The sequence below is a fragment of the Kitasatospora sp. NPDC002543 genome (assembly GCF_053594915.1).
The window spans coordinates 42,607-65,229 of the sequence record NZ_JBSFWR010000001.1; the positions used below are offsets into that span (position 1 = coordinate 42,607).

18 protein-coding genes are annotated in these 22,623 nt (G+C 73.3%); 4 read left to right on the forward strand and 14 right to left on the reverse strand.

What is annotated here, in order from left to right; translation table 11 throughout:
• Positions 1–15: 15 nt before the first annotated feature.
• A complete protein-coding gene (locus tag ACWD4P_RS00195) occupies positions 16–1,326 on the reverse strand; it encodes a geranylgeranyl reductase family protein (RefSeq protein WP_359820041.1) in 1,311 nt (436 codons plus the stop codon).
• Positions 1,327–1,520: 194 nt separating this feature from the next.
• Between ACWD4P_RS00195 and ACWD4P_RS00200 the strand changes: the two genes are divergently transcribed.
• Positions 1,521–2,464, forward strand: a protein-coding gene (locus tag ACWD4P_RS00200; protein ID WP_449778072.1) for an IS5 family transposase whose coding sequence is annotated in 2 segments (ribosomal slippage) — positions 1,521–1,917 and positions 1,917–2,464 — 945 coding nt in all. Because the reading frame shifts where the segments join, the coding sequence is not laid out codon by codon here.
• Between the two features lie 4 nt (positions 2,465–2,468).
• On the opposite strand, the gene ACWD4P_RS00205 is transcribed toward ACWD4P_RS00200, so the two are convergent.
• From ACWD4P_RS00205 to ACWD4P_RS00235, 7 genes are all read right to left on the reverse strand, one after another.
• On the reverse strand, positions 2,469–3,119 hold the full coding sequence (locus ACWD4P_RS00205) for a hypothetical protein (protein ID WP_449778073.1): 651 nt from the start codon (positions 3,117–3,119) through the stop codon (positions 2,469–2,471).
• Positions 3,120–3,197: 78 nt separating this feature from the next.
• On the reverse strand, positions 3,198–3,893 hold the full coding sequence (locus tag ACWD4P_RS00210; RefSeq protein WP_359820043.1) for a demethylmenaquinone methyltransferase: 696 nt from the start codon (positions 3,891–3,893) through the stop codon (positions 3,198–3,200).
• Between the two features lie 188 nt (positions 3,894–4,081).
• Positions 4,082–4,669 (reverse strand): hypothetical protein, encoded by a 588-nt coding sequence (locus tag ACWD4P_RS00215; RefSeq protein WP_359820046.1) that lies wholly within the window; start codon positions 4,667–4,669, stop codon positions 4,082–4,084.
• Between the two features lie 246 nt (positions 4,670–4,915).
• Complete coding sequence (locus ACWD4P_RS00220; protein WP_449778074.1) at positions 4,916–5,680, reverse strand: amidohydrolase family protein; 765 nt, start codon at positions 5,678–5,680, stop codon at positions 4,916–4,918.
• 113 nt (positions 5,681–5,793) lie between these two features.
• Positions 5,794–7,014 carry a cyclic dehypoxanthinyl futalosine synthase gene (gene mqnC, locus ACWD4P_RS00225; protein ID WP_049651178.1) on the reverse strand — a complete coding sequence of 407 codons (1,221 nt, stop codon included), beginning with the start codon at positions 7,012–7,014 and terminating at the stop codon, positions 5,794–5,796.
• Positions 7,015–7,148: 134 nt separating this feature from the next.
• The gene (locus tag ACWD4P_RS00230) at positions 7,149–8,861 is read right to left on the reverse strand and encodes a serine/threonine-protein kinase (protein ID WP_449778075.1); all 1,713 of its coding nucleotides are present in this window, start codon (positions 8,859–8,861) and stop codon (positions 7,149–7,151) included.
• 266 nt (positions 8,862–9,127) lie between these two features.
• Entirely contained in the window at positions 9,128–10,045 is a 918-nt protein-coding gene (locus tag ACWD4P_RS00235) for a menaquinone biosynthetic enzyme MqnA/MqnD family protein (protein ID WP_449778076.1), read from the reverse strand.
• Positions 10,046–10,417: 372 nt separating this feature from the next.
• Here ACWD4P_RS00235 and ACWD4P_RS00240 point away from each other — a divergent pair, with 372 nt between their 5' ends.
• Entirely contained in the window at positions 10,418–10,621 is a 204-nt protein-coding gene (locus tag ACWD4P_RS00240; protein WP_316526772.1) for a cold-shock protein, read from the forward strand.
• A gap of 299 nt (positions 10,622–10,920) precedes the next feature.
• Here the strand turns inward: ACWD4P_RS00240 and ACWD4P_RS00245 are convergent, their stop codons facing one another.
• On the reverse strand, positions 10,921–12,273 hold the full coding sequence (locus ACWD4P_RS00245) for a dicarboxylate/amino acid:cation symporter (protein WP_359820057.1): 1,353 nt from the start codon (positions 12,271–12,273) through the stop codon (positions 10,921–10,923).
• Positions 12,274–12,757: 484 nt separating this feature from the next.
• Between ACWD4P_RS00245 and ACWD4P_RS00250 the strand changes: the two genes are divergently transcribed.
• Complete coding sequence (locus ACWD4P_RS00250) at positions 12,758–13,966, forward strand: MFS transporter (RefSeq protein ID WP_359820060.1); 1,209 nt, start codon at positions 12,758–12,760, stop codon at positions 13,964–13,966.
• Between the two features lie 84 nt (positions 13,967–14,050).
• Here the strand turns inward: ACWD4P_RS00250 and ACWD4P_RS00255 are convergent, their stop codons facing one another.
• From ACWD4P_RS00255 to ACWD4P_RS00275, 5 genes are all read right to left on the reverse strand, one after another.
• Positions 14,051–17,449: an SdrD B-like domain-containing protein gene (locus ACWD4P_RS00255; RefSeq protein WP_449778077.1), complete on the reverse strand. Its 3,399-nt coding sequence runs from the start codon at positions 17,447–17,449 to the stop codon at positions 14,051–14,053.
• 190 nt (positions 17,450–17,639) lie between these two features.
• Positions 17,640–18,746 carry a LacI family DNA-binding transcriptional regulator gene (locus tag ACWD4P_RS00260; RefSeq protein ID WP_449778078.1) on the reverse strand — a complete coding sequence of 369 codons (1,107 nt, stop codon included), beginning with the start codon at positions 18,744–18,746 and terminating at the stop codon, positions 17,640–17,642.
• Between the two features lie 86 nt (positions 18,747–18,832).
• A complete protein-coding gene (locus tag ACWD4P_RS00265; RefSeq protein WP_359820068.1) occupies positions 18,833–19,177 on the reverse strand; it encodes a DUF4229 domain-containing protein in 345 nt (114 codons plus the stop codon).
• Positions 19,178–19,291: 114 nt separating this feature from the next.
• Positions 19,292–19,819 (reverse strand): GNAT family N-acetyltransferase, encoded by a 528-nt coding sequence (locus tag ACWD4P_RS00270; RefSeq protein ID WP_359820070.1) that lies wholly within the window; start codon positions 19,817–19,819, stop codon positions 19,292–19,294.
• A gap of 154 nt (positions 19,820–19,973) precedes the next feature.
• Entirely contained in the window at positions 19,974–21,284 is a 1,311-nt protein-coding gene (locus ACWD4P_RS00275) for an MFS transporter (protein WP_449778079.1), read from the reverse strand.
• Positions 21,285–21,404: 120 nt separating this feature from the next.
• Here ACWD4P_RS00275 and ACWD4P_RS00280 point away from each other — a divergent pair, with 120 nt between their 5' ends.
• A complete protein-coding gene (locus tag ACWD4P_RS00280) occupies positions 21,405–22,487 on the forward strand; it encodes a GlxA family transcriptional regulator (protein WP_449778080.1) in 1,083 nt (360 codons plus the stop codon).
• The last annotated feature ends 136 nt before the right edge of the window (positions 22,488–22,623 follow it).

A 22,623-nucleotide genomic window follows, 5' to 3' on the forward strand; every position in this document is an offset into this window, starting at 1 on the left:
GGCGTTCACGCGGCCTCAGGCGTTCGGCGCGACCCTGGCGAGGCCGTTGATCACGCGGTCCATCGCGTCGCCGCCCTGCGGGTCGGTGAGGTTGGCGAGCAGCTTGAGGGTGAAGCGCATCAGCATCGGGTGGGTGAGCCCGCGCTGGGTGGCGATCTGCATCACCTTGGGGTTGCCGATGAGCTTCACGAAGGCGCGGCCCAGGGTGTAGTAGCCGCCGTACACGTCCTTGAGGATGCGCGGGTAGGCCTGGAGGGCGCGCTCGCGGCCGCCGTCGGTGACCCGGGCGAGGGCCTGCACGATGACTCCGGCGGCGATCTGGCCGGATTCCATCGCGTAGGCGATGCCCTCGCCGTTGAACGGGTTGACCATGCCGCCCGCGTCGCCGACGAGCAGCAGCCCGCGGGTGTAGTGCGGCTGCCGGTTGAAGGCCATCGGCAGCGCGGCGCCGCGGATCGGCTCGGTCATGTTCTCCGGGGTGTAGCCCCACTCCTCCGGCATGCCGGCGCACCAGGCCTTGAGCACCTCGCGCCAGTCGAGCTCGCCGAACGCCGGCGAGGAGTTGAGGATGCCGAGGCCGACGTTGGAGGTGCCGTCGCCCATGCCGAAGACCCAGCCGTACCCGGGCAGCAGCTTGCGCTCGCTGCCCCGGGTGTCCCACAGCTCCAGCCAGGACTCCAGGTAGTCGTCGTCGTGGCGCGGCGAGGTGAAGTAGGTGCGGTAGGCGACGCCCATCGGGCGGTCCTCGCGCCGGTGCAGGCCCATGGCGAGCGAGAGCCGGGTCGAGTTGCCGTCGGCGGCGACCACCAGCGGGGCCCGGAAGGTGACCGGCCGCTTCTCGTCGCCGAGCTTGGCGGTGACGCCGACGATCCGGCCGGTGCGCTCGTCCAGGACCGGCCCGCTGACGTTGCAGCGTTCGTAGAGCCGCGCGCCGGCCTTCTCGGCCTGACGGGCCAGCAGCTCGTCGAAGTCGGCGCGCTTGCGCACCAGGCCGTAGTCGGGGAAGGAGGACAGCTCGGGCCAGTCCAGCTCCAGCCGGACGCCGCCGCCGATGATGCGCAGGCCCTTGTTGTGCAGCCAGCCGTTCTCGGTGGAGACGTCGATGCCCATGTCCACCAGCTGCTTGGTGGCGCGCGGGGTCAGACCGTCGCCGCACACCTTCTCTCGCGGGAAGGCGGTCTTCTCCAGCAGCAGCACGTCCAGGCCGGCCTGGGCCAGGTAATACGCGGTGGTGGCGCCGGCCGGGCCCGCACCGACCACGATGACGTCGGCCGTGCTCTCCACGGGGCTGTCCGGCTTCGTCAGATCGGCTGCGGTCTCGGACACGTGGACACACTCCTGGAACTGCGGCTGGGGGACGGCGGCTTTGCCTCCGGCAGTCTAGTTCCGCTCACGTCGCCGGTTGCGCCCCCGCCCCCGACCCCGCACCCAGCTCCGGCCTCGGCCCCCGACCCCGCCCCCGACTAGGAGCTGTCCGGCCGATCATGTGACTGTCGCCTGGTCGGATCGTTGTCTCCTGCATGGGGCGGGGTGAACGCGGTGATCTGTCGGATGCCGAGTGGGAACGGCTGCGGCCGTTCTTGCCGATGAGCAACGGTCGGTGCGGGCGGTGGCGCGATCACCGGCAGGTGATCGACGGGATTCTGCATCGAGTTCGGACTGGCGTGCACTGGCGCGATCTGCCGGAACGGTTCGGGCCGTGGAAGACCGTCTACGAGCGCCATCGGTTGTGGTCGGCGGACGGCACCTGGGAACGGCTGCTGCAACAGGTGCAGGCCGCGGCCGACGCGGCGGGCGAGATCGACTGGGACATCTCGGTGGACTCCACCATCGTGCGCGCGCACCAGCACGCGGCCGGCGCCCGCACCGGCCCGCCGCCAGCCCTTCCCGGTTCAAAGGGGGGCGAGATGGTGGAACACCAGGACGAAGCTCCATGGCAGAGCCTCGTCGTCCGGCTGGTGGAGGTGGTGCGGGAGGCGAGGGCCTGGGTCGTTCGCGCGGCGGCTTCACCAGCAAGATCCACCTGAGCGCGGACGGTCGCTGTCGCCCGCTGTCCCTGATCGTCACCCCGGGGCAGCGGGCCGACTGCACCCAGTTCGTGCCGGTGCTGGAGAAGATCCGGGTCCCCCGGCTCGCCTTAGGCAGGCCCCGCAAGAAGCCCGACAGCGTCGCGGCCGACAGGGCCTACAGCAACGGTCCTTGCCGTCACTACCTACGGCGTCGCGGCATCCGGCACACGATCCCGGAGAAGGCCGACAGCCAGGCCGCCCGCCTGCGCAAGGGGTCGCGAGGTGGTCGGCCACTGGGCTTCGACGAGGAGCGGTACAAAAAGCGCAACACCGTCGAGAGGGCCATCAACAAGCTGAAGAACTCCCGCGCCGTCGCGACCAGGTACGACAAGCGCGGCTACGTCTTCCTCGGCACCGTCACCGCCGCCGCCCTCGTCATCTGGCTCCGCACATGATCAGTCAGCCCGTCCGGGACCTCGTCATCAGCGAACCGGAAGGACCCCCTGTACGGCCGGCGAGCCAGACGGCGACACGCTGCTTTTCCTCGCGGTTGGCATAGGGGCTGTCGTAACGCGTGATCCACTCCAGGTGTCGCAGGACGTTCTCCGAGCGGTCCGGGTGGCGCACCACGAGCACGTCGATGCCGGTCTCGCCCGTCGAGGCGCAGACGTACACGCTGCCGTCCAGAGACATCATGGCGAAGCCCGGGTGGCCCGCGTGCACGCCGAGGAACGCCGATGCCGCGCCTCGGCCCATGATGTCCCAGCGCTCCAGGAGCCGGACCCGGGTCCAGAGCGCCGGTGCATGGTTGGCGCTGTGCAGGTGTTGCAGAGCGGCCCGGTGCGAGCGGGTGCCCTGTGGAAGCTGCACGAGGAACTCGCGCCGATGGTCGAAAAGCGATGAGGACACGGCGAGGTCGTACCAGTCCGCGTTGAGCCGCTCGACCAACCGGGAGGTGTCGTATCGGTGCGAGAAGCCTCCGGCCACGTCCTCCGCACCGTATCCGCGGACGAACGGCATCGTGCCCGCTGGCACAGCGCTCGGGATCACCTCGAGGCCGGCCCGTCGCAGAGGCCGGTACACCTTGCGGTCACGTTCCTGAGTACCCATCGACCCATGTTCTACCAGGGGCCAACAACCCCCGGCCCGCCATTTTCCTCCGCCTCCACTTGATCGGCCGGACAGCTCCTAAGCGATCTTGTAGCCGCGGTGCAGCGAGACGATCCCGCCGGTCAGGTTCCGCCAGGCGACCTTCGACCAGCCGTTGTCCTGGAGCTTGGCGGCCAGTCCGGGCTGGTCCGGCCAGGCCCGGATGGACTCGGCGAGGTAGACGTACGCCTCCGGGTTGCTGCTGACAGCGGTGGCCACCGGCGGCAGCGCGCGCATCAGGTACTCGGTGTAGACCGTCCGGAACGGCGTCCAGGTCGGGGTGGAGAACTCGCAGATCACCAGCTTGCCGCCGGGCTTGGTGACCCGCAGCATCTCGCTCAGCGCCGCGTCGGTGTCCTGGACGTTGCGCAGGGCGAAGGAGATCGTCACCGAGTCGAAGGTGTCGTCCGCGAACGGCAGCCGGGTGGCGTCGCCGGCGGTGAGCGCCAGCTCGGGGTGACGCTGCTTGCCCTCGGTGAGCATGCCGACCGAGAAGTCGCAGGGGACGACCTTCGCCCCGGCCTCGACGAAGGGCAGCGAGGAGGTGCCGGTGCCGGCCCCGAGGTCGAGCACGATGTCCCCCGGCCCGGCGTCCACCGCCTCGGCCACCGCCCGGCGCCAGGCGCGGGCCTGGCCGAGGGAGAGCACGTCGTTGGTGCGGTCGTACTTGGCCGCGACGTCGTCGAACATGGCGGCGACTTCGTGCGGCTGCTTGTCCAGAGAGGCTCGGGTCACGCCCCCATTGTTCACCCTCGCACGGACGCCCCGACCAACGGGGCACGCCGGCCCCGCCTGGAGCCGGGCCCGCCGCGGCCCCGGCCGCATCTCGGAGCAGCCCCGCCGGGCCACGCACCCGGGCCACGCACCCGGGCCACCCGGCACCCACCCGGCCCCTAGCCGGCCCCCACCCGGCGCGCGCCCCGTCAGTGCTGGGCGCGCCGCCCGCCCGCGCGGCGCCGCCGGCGGGACCGCTTGCCGTGGGTTATCGCGGGCATCCCGTCCGCCAGCGCCCCCGTCGCCAGTGCGAGGTTGGCGGCCAGTTTCCCCTGCCCGCCGCGGACCGCGAGCGCCTTGTGGTGCCGTCGGATGCGCAGCACGCAGATCACGAAGAGCACCACGGCCACCGGCACGCTGAACCGGGCCAGGCCCACGCCGACCGGTTGCGGGTAGGTGTCGCCGCAGATCCGCACCGCGCCCGGGTCGTCGGCGGCGTGCTCCAGGCAGACCGCGTCGCCGAGCTTGGCGGCGTCCGACAGCGGCAGCGCGGCCGCGGTGTACGGCTCGCCGCCGGCCCGGTAGCTGACGGCGCTGTAGGTGCCGCCGCCGGTCGGGAGCTGGGTGACGACGCCCTCGACTCTCACCGGGTGCGCCTCGATCCGGTCGGCCTGGTCGGCCTGGCGCCAACCCAGCAGGCACATGCCGACGGCCAGCACGGCGCTGAGCACGGCGGCGAGGTACCAACCACGGCCCATCCGCGGGGTGCGCGGCGGGGGAACGGTCGCGGTTCGCATGGTTCCTGTCCTGGCTTGCCTTCGGGGCCGGGGACACGGCCCCGCCACCCGCGGGCGCGGGCGGTGGTGTGGTGAGGGTAGTGAGCTGTCCGGGATCGTATCCGCTGGCGGGCCCTCAGGTCACGGCGAAGGGGCAATCACTCTCCGCCACCGGCACCGGAGTTCGGGTGCACACGAAGGAAGTCCCGTGCGCCACAAGGAAATCCGCCTACCGACGAGTACGTCACACCTGTCGTGACGACCGTCTCACCGTCGGCGGTACACCAACCGCCCGCCCAGCACCGTGGCCAGGCACCCGCCCGCCACCGGTTCGACGCCCCCGCGCCCCGCGCCCGGGGGCACCGCGACCGGGAACACCGCGAAGTCCGCCCGCCCCCCGGCCGCCACCCGTCCGTACACGGCCTCCGCGAACGGCAGGACGGCCAGCGGGTCCAGCGGCCCCACCCCGGAGCCGCCCGAATCACCGCCCGAATCACCGCTCGAATCGTTGTCCGAATCACCGCGCGGGCCGCCACCCGGCCCACCGGCCACGGCGGAAGGACCGGGCAGCCCCACGATCCCCGACCGCGCCACCGCCGTCCGCACCGAGGTCCGCTCGAAGGGCCCGGTCACCGCCGTCACCCCGTACCCGAGCATCCGCTGGAGCCCCCGCCGCGCGCTGGCCCCGCACCGCGCCTCGTCCGCAGGGCCGACCGCCGCGCCCGCCGCCCCGCCCGCCGACCAGCCCGCCGGCCCGTCCGCCACCGGCTCGACGCCGATCTCCTCCCGCGGATCCGGGTGGTACGCGCGTTCCAGCAGCCAGTGCCCGTACGGGTTGCGCAGCCCGGGGGCGAGCACGGCCTCTCCCCAGTCCCGCACCCGGGCGCCCGGGTGCGAGGCCGCCAGTTCCTCGTACGGCCCGACGGCTTCCACCAGCTCACCGCGCACGACCACCGCCCCGTCGGCGATGGACGGGGCGGTCGGATCGGCCGGGTCGGGCAGCACGAACGCCGCCCGGTGCAGGGTCAGCACAACAGCGCCTTCCACGTCAGCGGCAAAAGCAACGGCACGGACAGCAACGGCACCGGCAGCGACGGCACCGGCACCGGCACCGGCACCGGCGGGCTACGGAAGCCGCGGCGGGATCAGTTGTCCAGGATCTTCAGCTCGGGGTGCGCGGTGCCGCCCTCGATCGCCGTGGAGGCGATGTGCGAGGCGACCCGCGGGTCGACCGGGTCGTTGGCCGGGTCGTCCAGCACCCGCAGGTGCTCGTACGTGGTCGAGCGCTGCGCCGGAACGCGGTCGGCGGCCCGGATGAGGTGGATCAGCTCGGTGAGGTTGGAGCGGTGCTTGGCGCCCGCCGCCGAGACGACGTTCTCCTCCAGCATCACGGACCCGAGGTCGTCAGCGCCGTAGTGCAGCGACAGCTGGCCGGCCTCCTTGCCGGTGGTCAGCCAGGAGCCCTGGATGTGGGCGACGTTGTCGAGGAACAGGCGGGCGATCGCGATCATCCGCAGGTACTCGAAGACGGTGGCCTGGGTCGAGCCCTTGAGGTGGTTGTTCTGCGGCTGGTAGGTGTACGGGATGAACGCCCGGAAGCCGCCGGTGCGGTCCTGCACGTCGCGGATCATGCGCAGGTGCTCGATCCGCTCGGCGTTGGTCTCGCCGGTGCCCATCAGCATGGTGGAGGTGGACTCCACGCCGAGGCCGTGGGCGATCTCCATGATCTCCAGCCAGCGCTCGCCGGACTCCTTCAGCGGGGCGATCGCCTTGCGCGGCCGCTCCGGCAGGAGTTCGGCGCCGGCGCCGGCGAAGGAGTCCAGGCCCGCCTTGTGGATCCGGGTGATGGCCTCCTCGACGGAGACGCCCGAGATCCGCGCCATGTGCTCGACCTCGGAGGCGCCCAGCGAGTGGATCACCAGCTGCGGGAAGTCGGCCTTGATCGCCGAGAACGCGCGCTCGTAGTACTCCACGCCGTAGTCCGGGTGGTGGCCGCCCTGGAACATGATCTGGGTGCCGCCCAGCTCGACCGTCTCGGCGCAGCGGCGCAGGATCTCGTCGAGCTCCCGGGACCAGCCCTTGTCGCTCTTCGGCGGCACGTAGAAGGCGCAGAACTTGCACGCCGTCACACAGACGTTGGTGTAGTTGATGTTGCGCTCGATGATGTACGTCGCGATGTGCTCGGTACCCGCGTAGCGACGGCGGCGCACCGCGTCGGCGGCGGAGCCGAGCGCGTGCAGCGGCGCCGAGCGGTAGAGCTCCAGCGCCTCCTCCGGGGTGATCCGGCCACCGGCGGCGGCCCGGTCGAGCACGGCCTTCAGGTCGGTGCTGGACGCATCGAGGGTGGTCGCTGCGAGCTCGGTCACCTGGCGGCCTTCTCTCTCTCAAGTGCAACTCGGGTACGGCCGAACCAGCCTACGCCAGCGCGTTCCGCCGCCCGCGCCAGCCCGCTGAACTGCGCACGGACCGCCCCGGCGCGACCCTGGCCGACCCGCCCCTCTCAGCCTCCCGTCCCGTTCGTTCCGTTCGTCCTGCGCATCGTGCCGGCCGGATTCCCGGCCGGCGGGTCGGCGGAGGTGAAGCGGATCGTCCCGTCGGGCTGGAGGGTGAGCGTCTCCGCGTCGGAGCCGCCGGTGCAGGCGCCGGGGATCGAGGAGCGGACCAGCCGGGAGCGGAACACCAGCCGGGTGGGGGTGGCCGACGAGAGCGTCCAGGAGCCCTCGCAGCTGAGCGGGATCAGCCCGGAGACGGCGTTGCGGCTGGTGGCGCCCTCCTGACCGATCGCCGCCGGACGGATGGTGAGCGTCGTGGTCCCGCCGGGCAGCCCCTTGTCGGTGACCATGTCCCCGCTCCAGGTGCCCAGGAAGGCGGCGGGCACCACGCTCGGCCCGCCAGGCCCGCTCGACGCCTCACCCGGAACGGAGGCCGTCGCACTCCCCGGAACGCCGGAGGCCGGTGCCGCCCCGGAGGCGAGGGCGCCGCTCGGCAGGACGGCCCGGCCCGGATCGACGGAGACCTCCGGCAACGGCCGCACCGAGGGCCCCGACACCGCCGGATCGGCCCGGTGGAACCACCCGTACAGCCCGTACCCGCCGCCGCCGAGCACCACGAGCGCCGCCGCGGCCACCGCGGCGATCCGGACGCGCCGCGGCCGTGCCTTCGCGGGCTCGGCCCCCACGCCCGCGCACAGCGGCGGGTGCGCTCCCTCCCCCTCCGCCCCGGCGGCCCCGGACACGGAGGTCGGAGTCCGCACCGCCTCCCCCGGCGACGCTGTCACCTCTCCCGGCGCCGCCCCGGACGGAGCCGGCTCCCCCTCCAGGTCCAGCAGCTCCACCGCGCTGCGCCCCACCCCCGCCGCCAGCTCGGCCGGCAGCCAGCCGCCCCGCGACAGCCGGACGGCCGCCGTGCCGTCCGGGTCCAGCCGGGCACGCAGCTGCCGCGGGGTGGGACGGGCGGCCGGGTCCTTGGCCAGGCAGTCGAGGACGGTCCCGCGCAGCGGTTCCGGCAGCCCGGCCAGGTCCGGTTCCTCGTGCAGCACCCGGTAGAGCAGCACCGCCGCGCTGACGCCTTCCCCGAAGGGGTGCACGCCGGTCGCGGCGAAGGCGAGGACGGCGCCGAGCGAGAAGACGTCCCCGGCCGGACCGACCGGCCGCCCGTTCGCCTGCTCGGGTGACATGAAGCCGGGTGAACCGACCACATAACCCGAACGGGTGAGGCCGCCGGCGGCGTCCAGCGCCCGGGCGATCCCGAAGTCGATCAGCCGCGGTCCGTCCAGGGTGAGCAGCACGTTGGACGGTTTGACGTCCCGGTGCACCAGGCCGAGCCCGTGGACGTGGTCCAGGGCCCCTGCCAGTCCGGTGCCAAGTGAGCGTACGGCCGGTTCGGGCAGCGGCCCGTACGTCCGGACGGCGTCGCCGAGCGCGGGGCCCGCCACGTAGCCGGTGGCGACCCAGGGCTGCCCGCCCTCGGTGTCGGCGTCCAGCACGGGCGCGGTCCAGGTGCCGCCGACCCTCCGGGCGGCGGCCACCTCCTGCCGGAACCGGGCGCGGAACTCGGCGTCGTCCGCGAGCTCCGACCGCACCACCTTGACGGCGACGGTGCGCCCGCCGGCCGTCCGGCCGAGGTAGACCCGGCCCATCCCGCCCGAGCCGAGCCGCCGCAGCAGCCGGTAGCCGCCCACCCGGCGCGGATCGTCCGACCCCAGTGCCCGCACGCTCCCCTCGCCCGTCCGTCCGACGTCCGTCCGACCGGCCGCGCGTCCCGCCGATCACGGACCGACCACCGGCCGACCAGCGGACGCGCCTCGGGTGCAGACCGTACCGGCCCCGGCCGGGCCCCGCCCCGCCTTCGAGCGGGAGCAGGACCGGGCGCGGGGCCGGGACCGAAACCAGGACCGGGACCGGGACCGAAACCGGGACCGGGACCGGGCGAGCGGGACGGGCACCGGCGCCGCAGCCCCGCGCCGGCCCCGCGTCCCCACTACCCCAGCGGCAGCGCCGCCGGCTCCAGCAGCCGCACCGCGACGTCCGGGGCGAACCCGCTGTCGTGCGCGACCCGCCGGGCGAACTCCGCGACGCCGGCCAGTTGCCGCCCGCCGAGCGAGAAGTCGAGCGCCTCGCTGAAGTACCGCTCCAGCACGTCCGCCCCGAAGGCCTCCCAGCGGGCTGCCTGCTCGGCGACCTTGGCGGCCTCCACCAGCGACAGGTCGCGGGACTCCAGGAAGGCCCGGTGCACCGCGGCGGTCAGCTCCGGGGCTCGTTCGGCGAACTCGCGCCGCACCGCCCAGACCGCGAAGACGAACGGCAGGCCGGTCCACTCCTTCCACATCTCGCCGAGGTCGTGGACGGTCAGCCCGAGGTCGGCGGCCTGTCCGAGGTAGGCGCGCAGGGCGGGGTCGCCGATCAGGACGGCGGCGTCGGCCTCGGCGAGCATCGCGCTGAGGTCCGGGGGGCAGCTGAAGTAGTCCGGGCGTACGCCCTCGCGCTCCTCCAGGAGGAGCCGGGCGAGCCGTACGGAGGTGCGGCTGGTGGAGCCGAGGGCGACCCGGCGGCCGTCGAGCTCGGCAAGCGGCACCTTGCTCACGATCAGGCAGGACATCACCGGGCCGTCGCTGCCGACCGCGATGTCCGGCAGGACCAGCAGGTCGTCGGCGTTGCGCAGGTACTCGACGCAGGTGATGGGGCCGATGTCCAGGGTGCCGTCGACGAGCTGGTCGCTCAGCTTCTCCGGGGTGTCCTTGGTGAGGTCCAGATCGAGCAGGTTGCCGGTCCTGGCGAGCCCCCAGTAGAGGGGTACGCAGTTCAGGAACTGGATGTGGCCGACCCGCGGCCTGACCGGAGTGTTCTGTCGGGGCTCCCGCGTCCGCGCGTCCGGTGTTCTTGCTTCCGGTGCTGCCACTGCGCCGCTCCCTTGCTGTTCGTGCCTCCACGCAGCGTATGCCTGCTGTTCCCGGCGGCTCGCACCGGCCACCCGACACGCCCTCGCGCGCCGCCCGGGCGGCTTTCCGCACTCGCCACCGCCCTTACGACACGCGCCTTCCACGCCGTAAGTGACCTCTGGTCGTCACAGCGGCCGCATGCTAGCGTTGCCCTCAGTTGCAGTTTGATTCCCCTTGCAGTACTTGAAGCCTGCGGAGCATGTAACCGCAGGCTTTTTGTAGTTTTTCAGCAATATCGAAAAATTTCGGACACGTCCGGAGGCAGGGCGATCAGCGCAGCGGACCGGGTGCCACACGGTGTGGCCCCCGACACGCATCGCAAGGAGAACGGCATGGCTCAGGGAACCGTCAAGTGGTTCAACGCTGAGAAGGGCTTCGGCTTCATCGCCCAGGAGGGCGGCGGCCCCGACGTCTTCGTTCACTACTCCGCCATCAACGCGAACGGCTTCCGCTCGCTGGAGGAGAACCAGCAGGTCACCTTCGACGTCACCCAGGGTCCGAAGGGCCCGCAGGCGGAGAACGTCAGCGCTGTCTGACCATCCTCTGATGATCTGATCGCTCGGGACCCGCACGGGTCCGTCGGCGGCTCCCGACAGCCGCCACCATGAGCACAAGAGCAGTACCCAAGGGGGCCCGCCCATCCGGCGGGCCCCCTGCCTTTTCGAACACCTCCGCTCGGAGTTCGCGTGCGGAGCAGGAGAAGAGGAATGCGAAAAGGGCCCTCCCCCGTCACCGGGAGAGGGCCCTTTCCGTCACGCCGATCGAACGTCCCCTCTGGCGTTCGATCGGACATCCGGCCACCAGCCGAGCGGCCGGGCCGGGAGCCGGACGAGCCTCAGGCCGTCGCCGCGGCCGCGGCCTTGGCGCCCTGACCGGCGACGGCGACGGGCTTCGCGTCCTCGTCGTACAGGTCACCGGACGGGTTGTTGTAGGCGGCGACGTCCAGGATCTTCTCCCGGGCGGCGACCACGATCGGCACGACGACCTGACCGGCCACGTTGGTCGCGGTGCGCATCATGTCCAGGATCGGGTCGATCGCCAGCAGCAGGCCGACGCCCTCCAGCGGCAGGCCCAGGGTGGACAGGGTCAGCGTCAGCATGATGATCGCGCCGGTGAGGCCCGCGGTGGCGGCCGAGCCGACCACCGAGACGAAGGCGATCAGGATGTAGTCCTTGATGCCCAGCTCGATGTTGAAGACCTGGGCGACGAAGATCGCGGCGACGGCCGGGTAGATCGAGGCGCAGCCGTCCATCTTGGTGGTGGCGCCGAACGGCACGGAGAAGGACGCGTACTCGCTCGGAACGCCGAGGCGCTCGGTGACGCGGCGGGTGACCGGCAGGGTGCCGACCGAGGAGCGGGAGACGAAGGCCAGCTGGATCGCCGGCCAGGCGCCCTTGAAGAAGTGCAGCGGGTTGAGCCCGGCGGCGAAGCGCAGCACCAGCGAGTAGACGACGAACATGACCAGCGCGCAGCCGAGGTAGATGTCCAGGGTCAGCGTGGCGAAGGGCTTCAGCAGGTCCCAGCCGTACTTGGCGACGGACTTGCCGATCAGGCCGAGGGTGCCGAGCGGGGAGAGCCGGATGACCCACCACAGCGCGGTCTGGGTCAGCTCCAGCACGGACTCGCTGAGCTTGAGCACCGGCTCGGCCTTGGCGCCGAGCTTGATGATCGCCGCGCCGACCACGACCGCCAGGAAGACGATCTGGAGGACGTTCACCTTGGCGAAGGAGTCGACGATGTTGGTCGGGAAGATCCCGGTCAGGAAGTCGATCCAGGTGCCCTTGGAGTCGAGCGCCTTGAGGCCCTCGGTCTTCAGGTTGGTGCCCTCGCCCGGGTTGGTCAGCAGGCCCAGGCCGATGCCGATGCCGACCGCGATCAGCGAGGTGATCATGAACCAGAGCAGCGTGCGGGTGGCCAGGCGGGCCGCGTTGGTCACGTTGCGCAGGTTGGCGACGCTCACCACGATCGCGGTGAACACCAGCGGCGGGACGGCCAGCTTGAGCAGCTGGACGAAGATCTTGCCGATGGTCTCCAGGGTGGTCGCGAGCCAGGAGATGTCGGCGGCACGGGCCAGGTAGCCGAGGCCGACACCGAGCACGAGGCCGGCGACGATCTGCACCCAGAAGGGCGTCTTGCGGATGCGGGCGAGCACGGACGGCGACGAGGTCGCCTCGGGCGCTGTGGACATGGGGGAGCGTCTCCGGGGGAGGGCGTTGCGACGGTGAGGTGGGGGCGGAGCGGGCGGCACGGCGCGGGGCCGGACGAAAGGGTCGGCCCCGGTCAGGGGCGTGCCGCCCCGGTACAGCTCGGGGACATGCGGCAGCTCGGGGACGTGCAGCACATCGCGCGACAACGGCGCGGACCGTCCACAGCACCGGCCAGAGCACACGGGCGGGCGGCGCCGGGCAGCGGGCCCGGGCCGTGCATCCGCAGTGCGTCTGAGGCTGTCATGGCCGATACGTTAGCAGCAAAGGTTTGAGATGTTCAAAGTACTTGTTTGAGATGACCTGAGGTTCCCACCCTTCCCGGCCCCGCCGCGGACCCGGACTCCGGACACGAACGAAGCTGACGTCCCATCAGATCCACTGACCGGCCCGATTGACCGGCGAGCAGTTATACGTATAACTTTGACGGCGCCCCCGCCCCTGCCAGCCCACCCGGAGAGGACGCCGATGGGCTACCTAGCCCTGCTCCGCGCCCCGCACGTCACCCGCCTGCTGCTCGGCACCCTGCTCGGCCGTCTGCCCGCCGGCATGACCGCCCTCGTCATCGCCCTCGCCCTGCGCGACGCCGGAGTGGCGTACGGCCGGGTCGGGCTGGCCACCTCCGCCTACGCGATCGCCGCCGCCATCGGCGGGCCGGTGCTCGGCCGGATCGTGGACCGCACCGGACAGCCCCGCGTCCTGCTCGCCTCCGCCGTGGTGGCCGGCGGCGGGTACGCCCTGCTCGCCCTCGCCCCCGGCTCCGCGATCGGCGCACCCGTCGGGGCCGCGATCGCCGGCCTCGCCATGCCCCCGCTGGAGCCCTGCCTGCGCTCGCTCTGGCCGGACGTGGTCGAGGAGGAGCAGCTCGACACCGCGTACGCCTTCGACTCGGCCTCCCAGCAGATCCTCTACGTGGCCGGCCCGCTGGCCGTCGCCGCCATCTCCGGACTGTTCAGCCCGCTCGCCGCGCTCTGGGTGGCCGCGGGGCTCGGACTCGCCGGCGCCCTGGTCGTCGCCACCACCGGACCCGCCCGGGCCTGGCGCGCCCCGGAACGGGCGGAGTCCGCCGGACTGCTCGGGCCGCTGCGCTCCCCCGGACTGGTACTGCTGCTGGTCGGACTGGCCGGCGCCGGCTGGGCGGTCGGCGCGCAGAACGTGCTGTTCATCGCCTACGCCGAGCGCCACGTCGGCACCCTGCCCGGCGGCGGAGGCACCCTGCTGGCCCTGGCCGCGCTCGGCGGCCTGCTCGGCGCGCTCGCCTACGGCACCGTCACCTGGCGGCAGACCACGGCCACCCGCACCTGGATGATGGCCCTCGCGATGGCCGTCTCCTACCTGCCGCTGGTCGCCCTGCCCGGGCCGTACCCGATGGCCGCGCTGGCCTTCCTCTCCGGGATCATGCTGGCCCCGCTGCTGGCCGCGGCGTTCGTCCTGGTCGCCGAACTGGCGCCGACCGGCACCGTCACCGAGGCCTTCGCCTGGCTGGTGACGCTGTTCGCCACCGGCAACTCACTCGGCTACGCAGTCTCCGGCAAGCTCGCCGAGGACTCGCTGCGCCCGGTGGCGCTCTGCGCGGTCGGCGGGATCGCGCTCGGCGGGCTGCTGCTGTTCGGCGCCCGGCGCTGGTTCCACCCGGCGCCGCTCGCCCCCGCCGCGCAGCCCGTACCGGTGGGCTGACCCACCCCACGAACGACTGCGCCCGCCAGCGGTCTGGCCGGCGGGCGCAGTCTCTTCCCCTCTACCTTTCCCCTCTACGAATGATCAGCTGTGGCGGCCCCGACGACGACGGGCAACCACCGTGAACAGCACGCCGAAGCCCAGGGCCACGGCACCGAGCACGGCCGGCAGCGGGCCGGGCCCACCGGTGTGGGGCAGCTCGCCGCTCCCCTGGCCCGGGAACGGCCGCTGCGGATCCTGCGACGGCGCGCCGGGCTCACCGGTGCTCAACGGCCCGCTCGACGACGGGCCGTCGGTCGGGTTGCCGCTCGGGCCGTCCGAGGGGCCGTCGGTCGGGCCGCTCGTCGGCGAGGGCGAGTTCGTCGGCGAGTCCGTCGGGGACGGCGAGCCCGTCGGAGTCCGGGTCGGCGTCTGCGTGGGCGTAGGTGTCTGCGTGGACGTCGGAGTCGACGTCGGCGAGGACGTCGGGGACGGCGACGAGGTCGGCGACGGCGAGTCCGTCGGCGTAGGTGTGGGCGTGGCAGTCGGCGTAGGCGTCGGCACGTCCGCCGGCACCAGCCCCAGGTCCAGGCTCAGGTCCCGCGTCCCGCCCGAGAGCCGCACCGTCTGGGTGGTCCCGGTGACCGGGTCGGCGTCCGAGTCCCGTGCCGGGTCCTTCCCCGCGTGACGCACGGTGACCTCGGCGCCCGCCGGAACGGTCGTCAGGTCGAAGCGGACCGCGTACTCCCCGTCCGGCAGCTTGTCGAACAGGTAGTTCCCGTCCGCGTCCGTCACCGTGGTGACCGGCTTGCCCTGCTTGTCCCGGACCGGCCGGCCGGTCCCGTCCAGCAGCTCCACCCGGACGCCCGGCACCCCGCTCTCGCCGGAGTCCTGGACGCCGTTGCCGTCGCGGTCGGCCCAGACGCGGTCGCCGAGCGCATTGTTCGGCGGCACGGGCGCCTGGACGCCGACGCCGACCTTGGCGGGCTCGGCCGGCAGCAGCGGGCTGCCGGTGGAGTCGGTGGCGGTGTAGGCGAAGCTGTTCCAGGCGAAGTCGGCGTTGCCGGCGTCCACCGAGGCGACCATCGGCCAGGTCAGGGTGAACAGCCCGCCCGACGCCAGGGTGCCCGGCCGGCTGACCTTGAACCAGGTGGTGGTCCCCGGGCCGGGGAAGTCGGTGCTCCACCGGGCGTTCCCGTCGCACGGGCCGGGCACGGTGATCGCCCCGGTCACGCAGGGGTTCGGCGAGGTGGTGTACTCGATCGCCACGGTCGGGTCGCTGGAGCTCAGCGGCTGGGTGAGCGAGGGCGTCCAGGCGGAGCCACGCGGGGCGTCGGGGCGCAGCAGGTAGGAGTCGCCCGGGGTGGGCAGCTTGTCGTACGCGACGAAGTCGGTGACCGGGTCGGGCGAGTCGTTGCGGACGGTCAGCCGGTAGGAGAGGCCGCCGCCGGGCGTGGTGGTTCCGGTGGTGGCGTAGTCCGTGTCGAGGTCGCCCTTGACCTCCTTGAACGACCGCAGCACGGCCGGGACCTGCACCTCGACCTTGGAGGAGGCGTGGCACAGGGTCTCGGTGGTGTCGCCGTCGCCGTTCAGGTCGCGGCTGTCCGGCACGCCGCTGTCGGTGCCGAAGTAGGAGCAGGTGACGGGCGTCTCGGCCCCCTCGGTGGTGACGTACACGTCGTTGGTGAGGGTGCCGGGCTTGGCGCTGCCGGCGACCTGGACGTCGATCAGGGTGCGGTGGGCCTTCTGGTCGTTGAGGTACGTCATGTCGGGCGCGCCGGCCGGCCAGGTCAGCTTGAGCAGCTGGCGGCCGTCCGGGCCGGGCAGCACCTGGACGGACCGCGGGGCCGCGGCCTCCGGGTAGGCGGGGTCGGGCCGGGCGCTGCCGTCCTGGTAGACGAGGCCGGGCGGCAGCAGGTCGTACATCACCAGCGGGGTGCCCAGGGTGCGGCCGGTGCGGTTGTACGGGGTGATCCGGAAGGTCGCGATGCCGCCGGGGGCGAGGACCTCGCCGGAGGTGGTGGTCTTGGCGGCGCCCAGGTTGGTGGCCGCGGAGACGGTGGTGTCGGCGCAGGCGTTCGCCGAGGAGGTGGCGCCGGCCGCGTCGGTGCCCGTCACGTCCACGCAGTTGTGCAGCGGACCGGGCGCGGTGCGGCCGTCGTGGCCGGGGGTGACCACCTGGGCGAGCACCTGGACGGCGTTGCCGGGGCTCCAGCCGGTGGGGACGGGGCCGTTCCACTCGAAGCGCAGCCCGTCCAGTCGGCGGCCGGCCGGGATGCCGAGCACGTCGTTCGCCGGGTCCCCGGTGCCTTCGGCGAAGGTGATCCGGCGGCTGCTCGAACCGTCGAACGCCGTGCCGGGGGCGAAGGTCCGCCAGGCCGGGTCGCCGTCGAGCCGGTACTGGAGGGTGAGGCCGATGCCGGCCGGGTTCCAGGCCTCCAGCTGGATGGACTGCGGCATCAGCCAGTTGTAGAGGCCGGGGGTGGTGCCGGCGCCGGGGTCGGTCATCACCAGGCGGGTGGCGGGGCCGGCGATGTTGCCGGGGTGGAGGCTGAAGGAGGCGATGTCGCCGGAGACGACCTTGTCCTGCCAGACCTTGGAGGCGGTGACCTGGATGCCGGTGGTCGGCGGCTGGAAGGTCGGGGACTGGGCGGTGGCGTCGGAGAGGTCGCGCATGCCCTCGGGGCCGAGCGGGTCGCCCTGCAGGACCACCGAGTTGGTGGAGGTGGTGCCGCTGGGGAACGCCGGGTCGGGGTAGTTGACGACCAGGACGCCGGGGTTGCGGCAGCCGGCCTGGCCGTTGCCGGAACGGAAGGCGCCGATGTCGAACACCCAGCGGTCGGGGTCGGCCGGGTCCTGGGTCCAGCCGGGCGAGCGGCCGGTGTCGACGACGGCGCCGGGTGGCAGGGTGTCGACCAGTCGGGCGGCGTCCAGGTCGACGTTGGGGACGCCGCTGGTGGAGCAGGCGCTGAACTGGTAGGTGACCGAGCGGCCGTCCTGACTGCTGGTCTGCACGCCCTTGGTGACCTTGTAGTCGGGCTGGACGACGGCACCGGTGGTGGCGGAGCCGGTCTGCGCGGGCTCGCCGTCGGCGGTCAGGGTCGCCGAGTTGACGGCCTCGGTGCCGTCGGGGGTGGTGAAGTTCGGGAACCGGAGGACGACCTTGACGGTCGCGGTGGTCCCCGGGGTGAGGGTGAGGAGCTTGATGTCGAGGGTGCCGCCGACGGTGCCGGCCGCCGGGACGGTCGAGCCGGCGACGTCGACGGTGCTCGCGTCCGGGGTCCAGCCGACGAACTCCATCCCGGCGGGGAGGGTGTCGGTGATCCGGCCGTTGGCGCAGTCGGTGACCGAGCAGGTGTAGCGCAGGGTGTAGGTGACGTTCTCGCCGGGTGCCACCGTCGGCTTGTCCACCGTCTTGGTGAAGCTGACGGCGGCTTGGGCGGTCGGGGCGGTGAGGGTGCCGGTGAGCAGCGTGCCCGCGAAGAGGCCCAGGGCGGTGGCCATTCGGCCTGCCCTGGACGGGGGTGAGGGTATTGATCGGAGCGTCCGCATGCTGGAATCTCACCCTCCGTTAATCCGAATGGAGGTACGACGCGAGAGTAAATGAGCACTTTTCACCCGATTGGAGCAGTCAAAGGGCCAGGCGCGGGGCAAACCGGACGGGCCATCGCCATCCGCCGGTGACGGTATGTGATCAGTCGGTCGAGACCGTAGCGGTCGGAGCCCCACCGGCCGGCGCCGTGGAGGAGCGCAGCACCAGGGACGCAGCCAGCGGCGCGACCGGTACCACCCGCTCCCCGCGCAGCAGCGCCGCCAGCGCGGCCGCGCCCGCCCGGCCCAGTTCCTCGCCCGGCAGGTCGACGGTGGTCAGCGGCGGGACGAGCAGCGCGGCCACCGTGACGTTGTCCATGCCCACCACCGACAGGTCCTCCGGCACCCGCAACCCCAGCTCCGCGGCGGCCTGGTAGACCCCGGAGGCGACCACGTCGTCGTCGCAGACCACGGCGCGCGGCCGGTCCGCCCGCTCCAGCAGCCGGCCCGCGACGGCCCGCGCGGCCCGGTGGCCCTCGTTCAGGCTCACCCCCAGCTCCACGACGTCCAGGTCGAGTTCGCGCACGGCCTGCTCGAAGGCGGCCTGCCGCACCCGGAAGGTGTAAGCGGAGTGGCTGGAGCGCAGCCGGCCGATCCTGCGGTGGCCGAGCGCGGCCAGGTGCTCGACCGCGGCCCGCATCCCGCCGGCCACGTCGAGCTCGACGGTCGGGCGCGCCCGGTCGGTGCCGGGGTCGGCGTCCAGGAAGACGACGGGGGTGTCGGCGGGCAGCTCGCCGAGCTGGCTGTCGTCCGGGGAGCAGATCAGCAGGCCGTCGAAGCGGCCCGCGGTGGCGGCCTCGGTGAGGGTGGCGCGGCCCCAGCCGGAGCTGACCACCACGGCCAGGCCGTTGCGGCCGGCCTCCTCGTGGACGCCCTCCAGCACCCGGCCGAAGAAGGGGCCCTGGAGGTTCGGCACGGCCAGCAGGATCATCCCGCTGCGGCCGAGCCGCAGCTGCCGGCCGGCCGCCTGCGGGCGGTAGCCGAGGCTGTCGGCGGCCTGCCGGACCCGCTCCCGGGTGGCCTCGGAGACCCGTCGACCGGCCTCGGCACCGGAGAAGACCAGGGAGACCGTGGCCTGGGAGACCCCGGCGAGCCGGGCCACGTCCCGGCCGGTGGGCCGCCGGACGGGGGCCGGCCAGGTGCCGAGCGCGGCCTCGGCGGGCGCCCCCTCCCCGGCGGCCCGGCGCTCGGACGGGTCCGGCGACGGCACAGGCGACTCGGACGGCACAGGCGGCTCGGACGGCACGGAGCCTCGGGCGGCGGGCACGGCGGTTGCGCTCGCGGGTGGGGCCGGGGTCAGCTCTGGCCGGCGGCAGCCGCGCGGGCGGCGTCGTCGACGGCGTCCTCCTCGGCGTTCTGCGCGGCGATCCGGTCGGCGGTACGGCTGCGCAGCCCGGTGACCTTGCCGCTGATCTGCGCGGACATCTCGTCGCGCTGCCTGCTCAGCAGCGCGTAGCTGAGCGGCGCGGAGGCGAGCGCGGCCAGCAGGAAGAGGAAGACCACGCCGGCCTCACCGCTGACCGGGATGACCCCGAAGTGCCCGAGCAGCAGGGCCACCAGCAGGCAGCCGAGGAAGATGCTGACCCGCAGGGAGGTGTAGCGGAGCGTGGCGTGCGACTTCTCCGGGCCGTTGCTGGTCACTCGACACATCCTTCTTCGTTGCGCTGGGACGGGTCCTCCAGTCAAGCATGCCTGACGGCCGCGGCGGGTCACGGGGCACCCGCACCGGCCCGCTCCACCCGTCCGGGGCGGGTTTCAGCGCAGGTCGAGCCACAGGGTGATGTCGTCCCGGTCGTCCCCGGGGGCGACCCGGATCGCGGCCGGCACCCGGCCGACCTCCCGGTAGCCGGCGCGGGCGTAGAACCGCTCCAGCCCCAGGCCGCCGCGCGCGGTGAGCCGCAGCGACTCCAGGCCCCACTCCCGGGCCACCCGCTCGGCCTCGGCGAGCAGCCGGGCGCCGTGGCCGTGGCCCTGGAAGTCCGGGTGCACCATGACCCGCTTGAGCATCCGCCAGTGCTCCATGAGGTCGAAGCGCATCGATTCGAAGAACAGCACGCCGACCAGGCGGCCCGTCCCGCTCTCGTGGGCGACCAGCAGCCGGTCCGGGCCGTCCGGCGCCACCCCGGCGAACTGGCGGTCGGCCGTGTTCCAGACCTCTTCCTCGGTGACCGGCGCCACGAAGCCGACCGCGCCGCCGGCGTTGGTGACGTCGGTCCAGAGCCGGACGATGTCCGTCCGCAGGTCGGGGTCGAGCTTCGGGTCCAGGGTGAAGATCAGCGCCATGGGGCGGAGCCTAGACCCCCGGTAGGACGGTCCTGCCGGAGGCCCGGCACCACCCCGGCCACGCGACGCCGCCGTCGCCCGCGCACCGGCCGCCGCCCCCCGGGCCGACCGCCACGGGATCGAATGCCGCGGGCCGGCCGTCACGGGCCCTCCGTCACGGGAGGGCAGGCACCGCCCGGTCTCCCCGACCGGTGCCCAGCGCCAGGCAGAGCCCGACCGCGACCACGCACAGCGCTCCGGCGCCGTACCAGGTGAGGTCGTAGTTGCCGAGGGCGTCCCGGGCGAGGCCGGCCAGCCCGGCGACGACGGCCGCGCCGATCTGGTGGGCGGCGAGCACCCAGCCGAAGACGATCGGGGCGTCCTCGCCGAAGTACCGTCGGCACAGCGCGACGGTCGGCGGCACGGTGGCCACCCAGTCCAGGCCGTAGAAGATCACGAAGGCGAGGATCGGCGGCTGGAGCGATCCGGCCAGCAGCTGCGGCAGCAGGAACAGGGACAGACCGCGCAGCCCGTAGTAGACGGTCAGCAGCAGCCGGGAGTCGGCCCGGTCGGTGAGCCAGCCGCTGAAGACCGTGCCCAGCACGTCGAACACGCCGATCAGGGCGAGCAGGCTCGCGGCGGTGGTGACCGGCATGCCGTGGTCGTGCGCGGCCGGGATGAAGTGGGTGCCGACCAGGCCGGCCGTGGTGGCGCCGCAGATCGCGAAGGAGCCGGCCAGCAGCCAGAACGCCCGGGTGCGGGCGGCGTCCCGCAGCACCCGCAGGGTGCGGGCCACGGCGCGGCCGTCCCGCACCGGCTCGGGCGGGGCCTCGGTGGCGCCGTACGGGAGCAGGCCGAGGTCGGCGGGCCGTTCGCGCATCAGCAGCAGGACCGGGACGGCGACGGCGCTGGCGGCGAGCGAGACCACGGCCGAGCGCCAGCCGTGCTGCTCGACCAGCCAGGCACCGACCGGCAGGAAGACGAGGTTCCCCGCGGCTCCGGCGGCGGTCAGCACCCCGGTGACCAGGCCCTGGCGGGCCCGGAACCAGCGGCCGGTGATGGTGGTGGCGAACGCGCCGGCCATCGATCCGCTGCCGAGGCCGACCAGCACGCCCCAGCAGAGCACCAGTTGCCAGGGCTCGCGCATCAGCATGGTCAGCCCGGCGCCGACCGAGATGGTCAGCAGCGCGCAGACCACCACCAGGCGCACCCCGAAACGGTCCATCAGGGCGGCGGCGAAGGGGGCGGTGAGGCCGTAGAGCGCCAGGTTGACGGACGTGGCGCTGGAGATCGTCGCGAGCGACCAGCCGAACTCGTTGTGCAGGGCGTCCATCATCAGGCTCGGCGTGGAGCGGAAGCCGGCCGAGCCGAGCAGGACGAGCAGGGAGACGGCGGCCACCACCCAGGCGTAGTGCACCCGGGGGCGCCCGGCGGGGGCCGGTGGGACGGAGCGGGATGCGGGGGCGAGGACACTGCGTTCGGTCACGCGAACGAGTGTTCCGGGCCGCCCGGGCGCCGGCGAGTGGCCCGGATGACAGCTTTCGCAAGAATCGGGCCACGGCCCGCAGTACGCTGTCCCGGACCCACCGACGCCCGAGGGGACGGCATGGCACACCTGGTCGCGGTACTCGCCCTGGAAGGCGTGATCGCCTTCGAACTCGGCATCCCCGCCCGCATCTTCGGCGGCGCCAAGGACCCGGACGGACGGCCGCTGTACGAGGTGGCCACCTGCACCCTGGACGGAGGGCCGGTCACCACCAGCGCCGACTTCCGGATCGTGGTCGACCACGGGCCCGAACTGCTGGAGCGGGCCGACACGGTGCTGATCCCGGCCTCCGCCGACTCCAGTCCGGCCGTCGCCGACGCCTGCTTCACCCCGGCCCTGGCCGCCGCGCTGGCCCGGATCCGGCCCGGCACCCGGCTGATGTCGATCTGCACCGGCTCCTTCATCCTGGCCGCCGCCGGACTGCTGGACGGCCGGCCGGCCACCACCCACTGGCGCTACACCGAGCGCTTCGCCCGGCTGTTCCCCTGGGTCCGGCTGGACCCCGACGTGCTCTACACCGACGACGGCGACGTCCTCACCTCCGGCGGGGTGGCCGCCGGCGTGGACCTCTGCCTGCACGTGGTGCGCCGCGACCACGGCAGCGCGGTGGCCAACGCGGTGGCCCGCAACTGCCTGGTGCCGCCGTGGCGCGAGGGCGGCCAGAAGCAGTACGTGGAGGCCCCGAGCCCGGTGGAGTCCGGCGGCAACGGCACCGCCGCGGTGCGCGCCTGGGCGCTGGAGCACCTGGACCGGCCGCTGGTCCTGCGCCAACTCGCCGACCGGGCGGGGATGAGCGTGCGGACCTTCACCCGGCGCTTCCGCGAGGAGACCGGCGCCAGCCCCGGCCAGTGGATCACCACCCAGCGCACCGAGCGGGCCCGCCAGCTGCTGGAGCGGACCGACCTGACGATCGACCAGGTCGCCCGGGAGTCCGGATTCGGCACCGCCGCCTCGCTGCGGCTGCAGCTGCGCGGCCGGCTCGACGTCGCGCCGAGCGCCTACCGGCGCACCTTCCGCGCCGTCCCGGAGAGCCGCGCCGTCCCCGAGCACCGCACCGACGCCGGGAGCAGCACCGCCCCCGAGAGCCGCACCGGCGCCGAGAGCCCCGCGTCTTCCGGCAGCCCCGTCCGGCGCGCTTCCTGAGCAAGGCCCGGGAGCCGACCGGCCGCTGGCCGGAACTCGTCGCACCAGGGCACCGCATTGGATGGCGGCAGGCCGCACGCACCCCGAGCGCGGTACGGCCGGCCGCCATCCAACCGCGGCGCGCGAGCCCTGAATC

Coding starts and splice junctions, on each gene's coding strand:
- ACWD4P_RS00205 (WP_449778073.1), bottom strand. CDS start 3,119: ATGGGTACTCAGGAACGTGACCGCAAGGTGTACCGGCCTCTGCGACGG.
- ACWD4P_RS00215 (WP_359820046.1), bottom strand. CDS start 4,669: ATGCGAACCGCGACCGTTCCCCCGCCGCGCACCCCGCGGATGGGCCGT.
- ACWD4P_RS00240 (WP_316526772.1), top strand. CDS start 10,418: ATGGCTCAGGGAACCGTCAAGTGGTTCAACGCTGAGAAGGGCTTCGGC.
- ACWD4P_RS00245 (WP_359820057.1), bottom strand. CDS start 12,273: ATGTCCACAGCGCCCGAGGCGACCTCGTCGCCGTCCGTGCTCGCCCGC.
- ACWD4P_RS00250 (WP_359820060.1), top strand. CDS start 12,758: ATGGGCTACCTAGCCCTGCTCCGCGCCCCGCACGTCACCCGCCTGCTG.
- ACWD4P_RS00255 (WP_449778077.1), bottom strand. CDS start 17,449: ATGGCCACCGCCCTGGGCCTCTTCGCGGGCACGCTGCTCACCGGCACC.
- ACWD4P_RS00270 (WP_359820070.1), bottom strand. CDS start 19,819: ATGGCGCTGATCTTCACCCTGGACCCGAAGCTCGACCCCGACCTGCGG.
- ACWD4P_RS00280 (WP_449778080.1), top strand. CDS start 21,405: ATGGCACACCTGGTCGCGGTACTCGCCCTGGAAGGCGTGATCGCCTTC.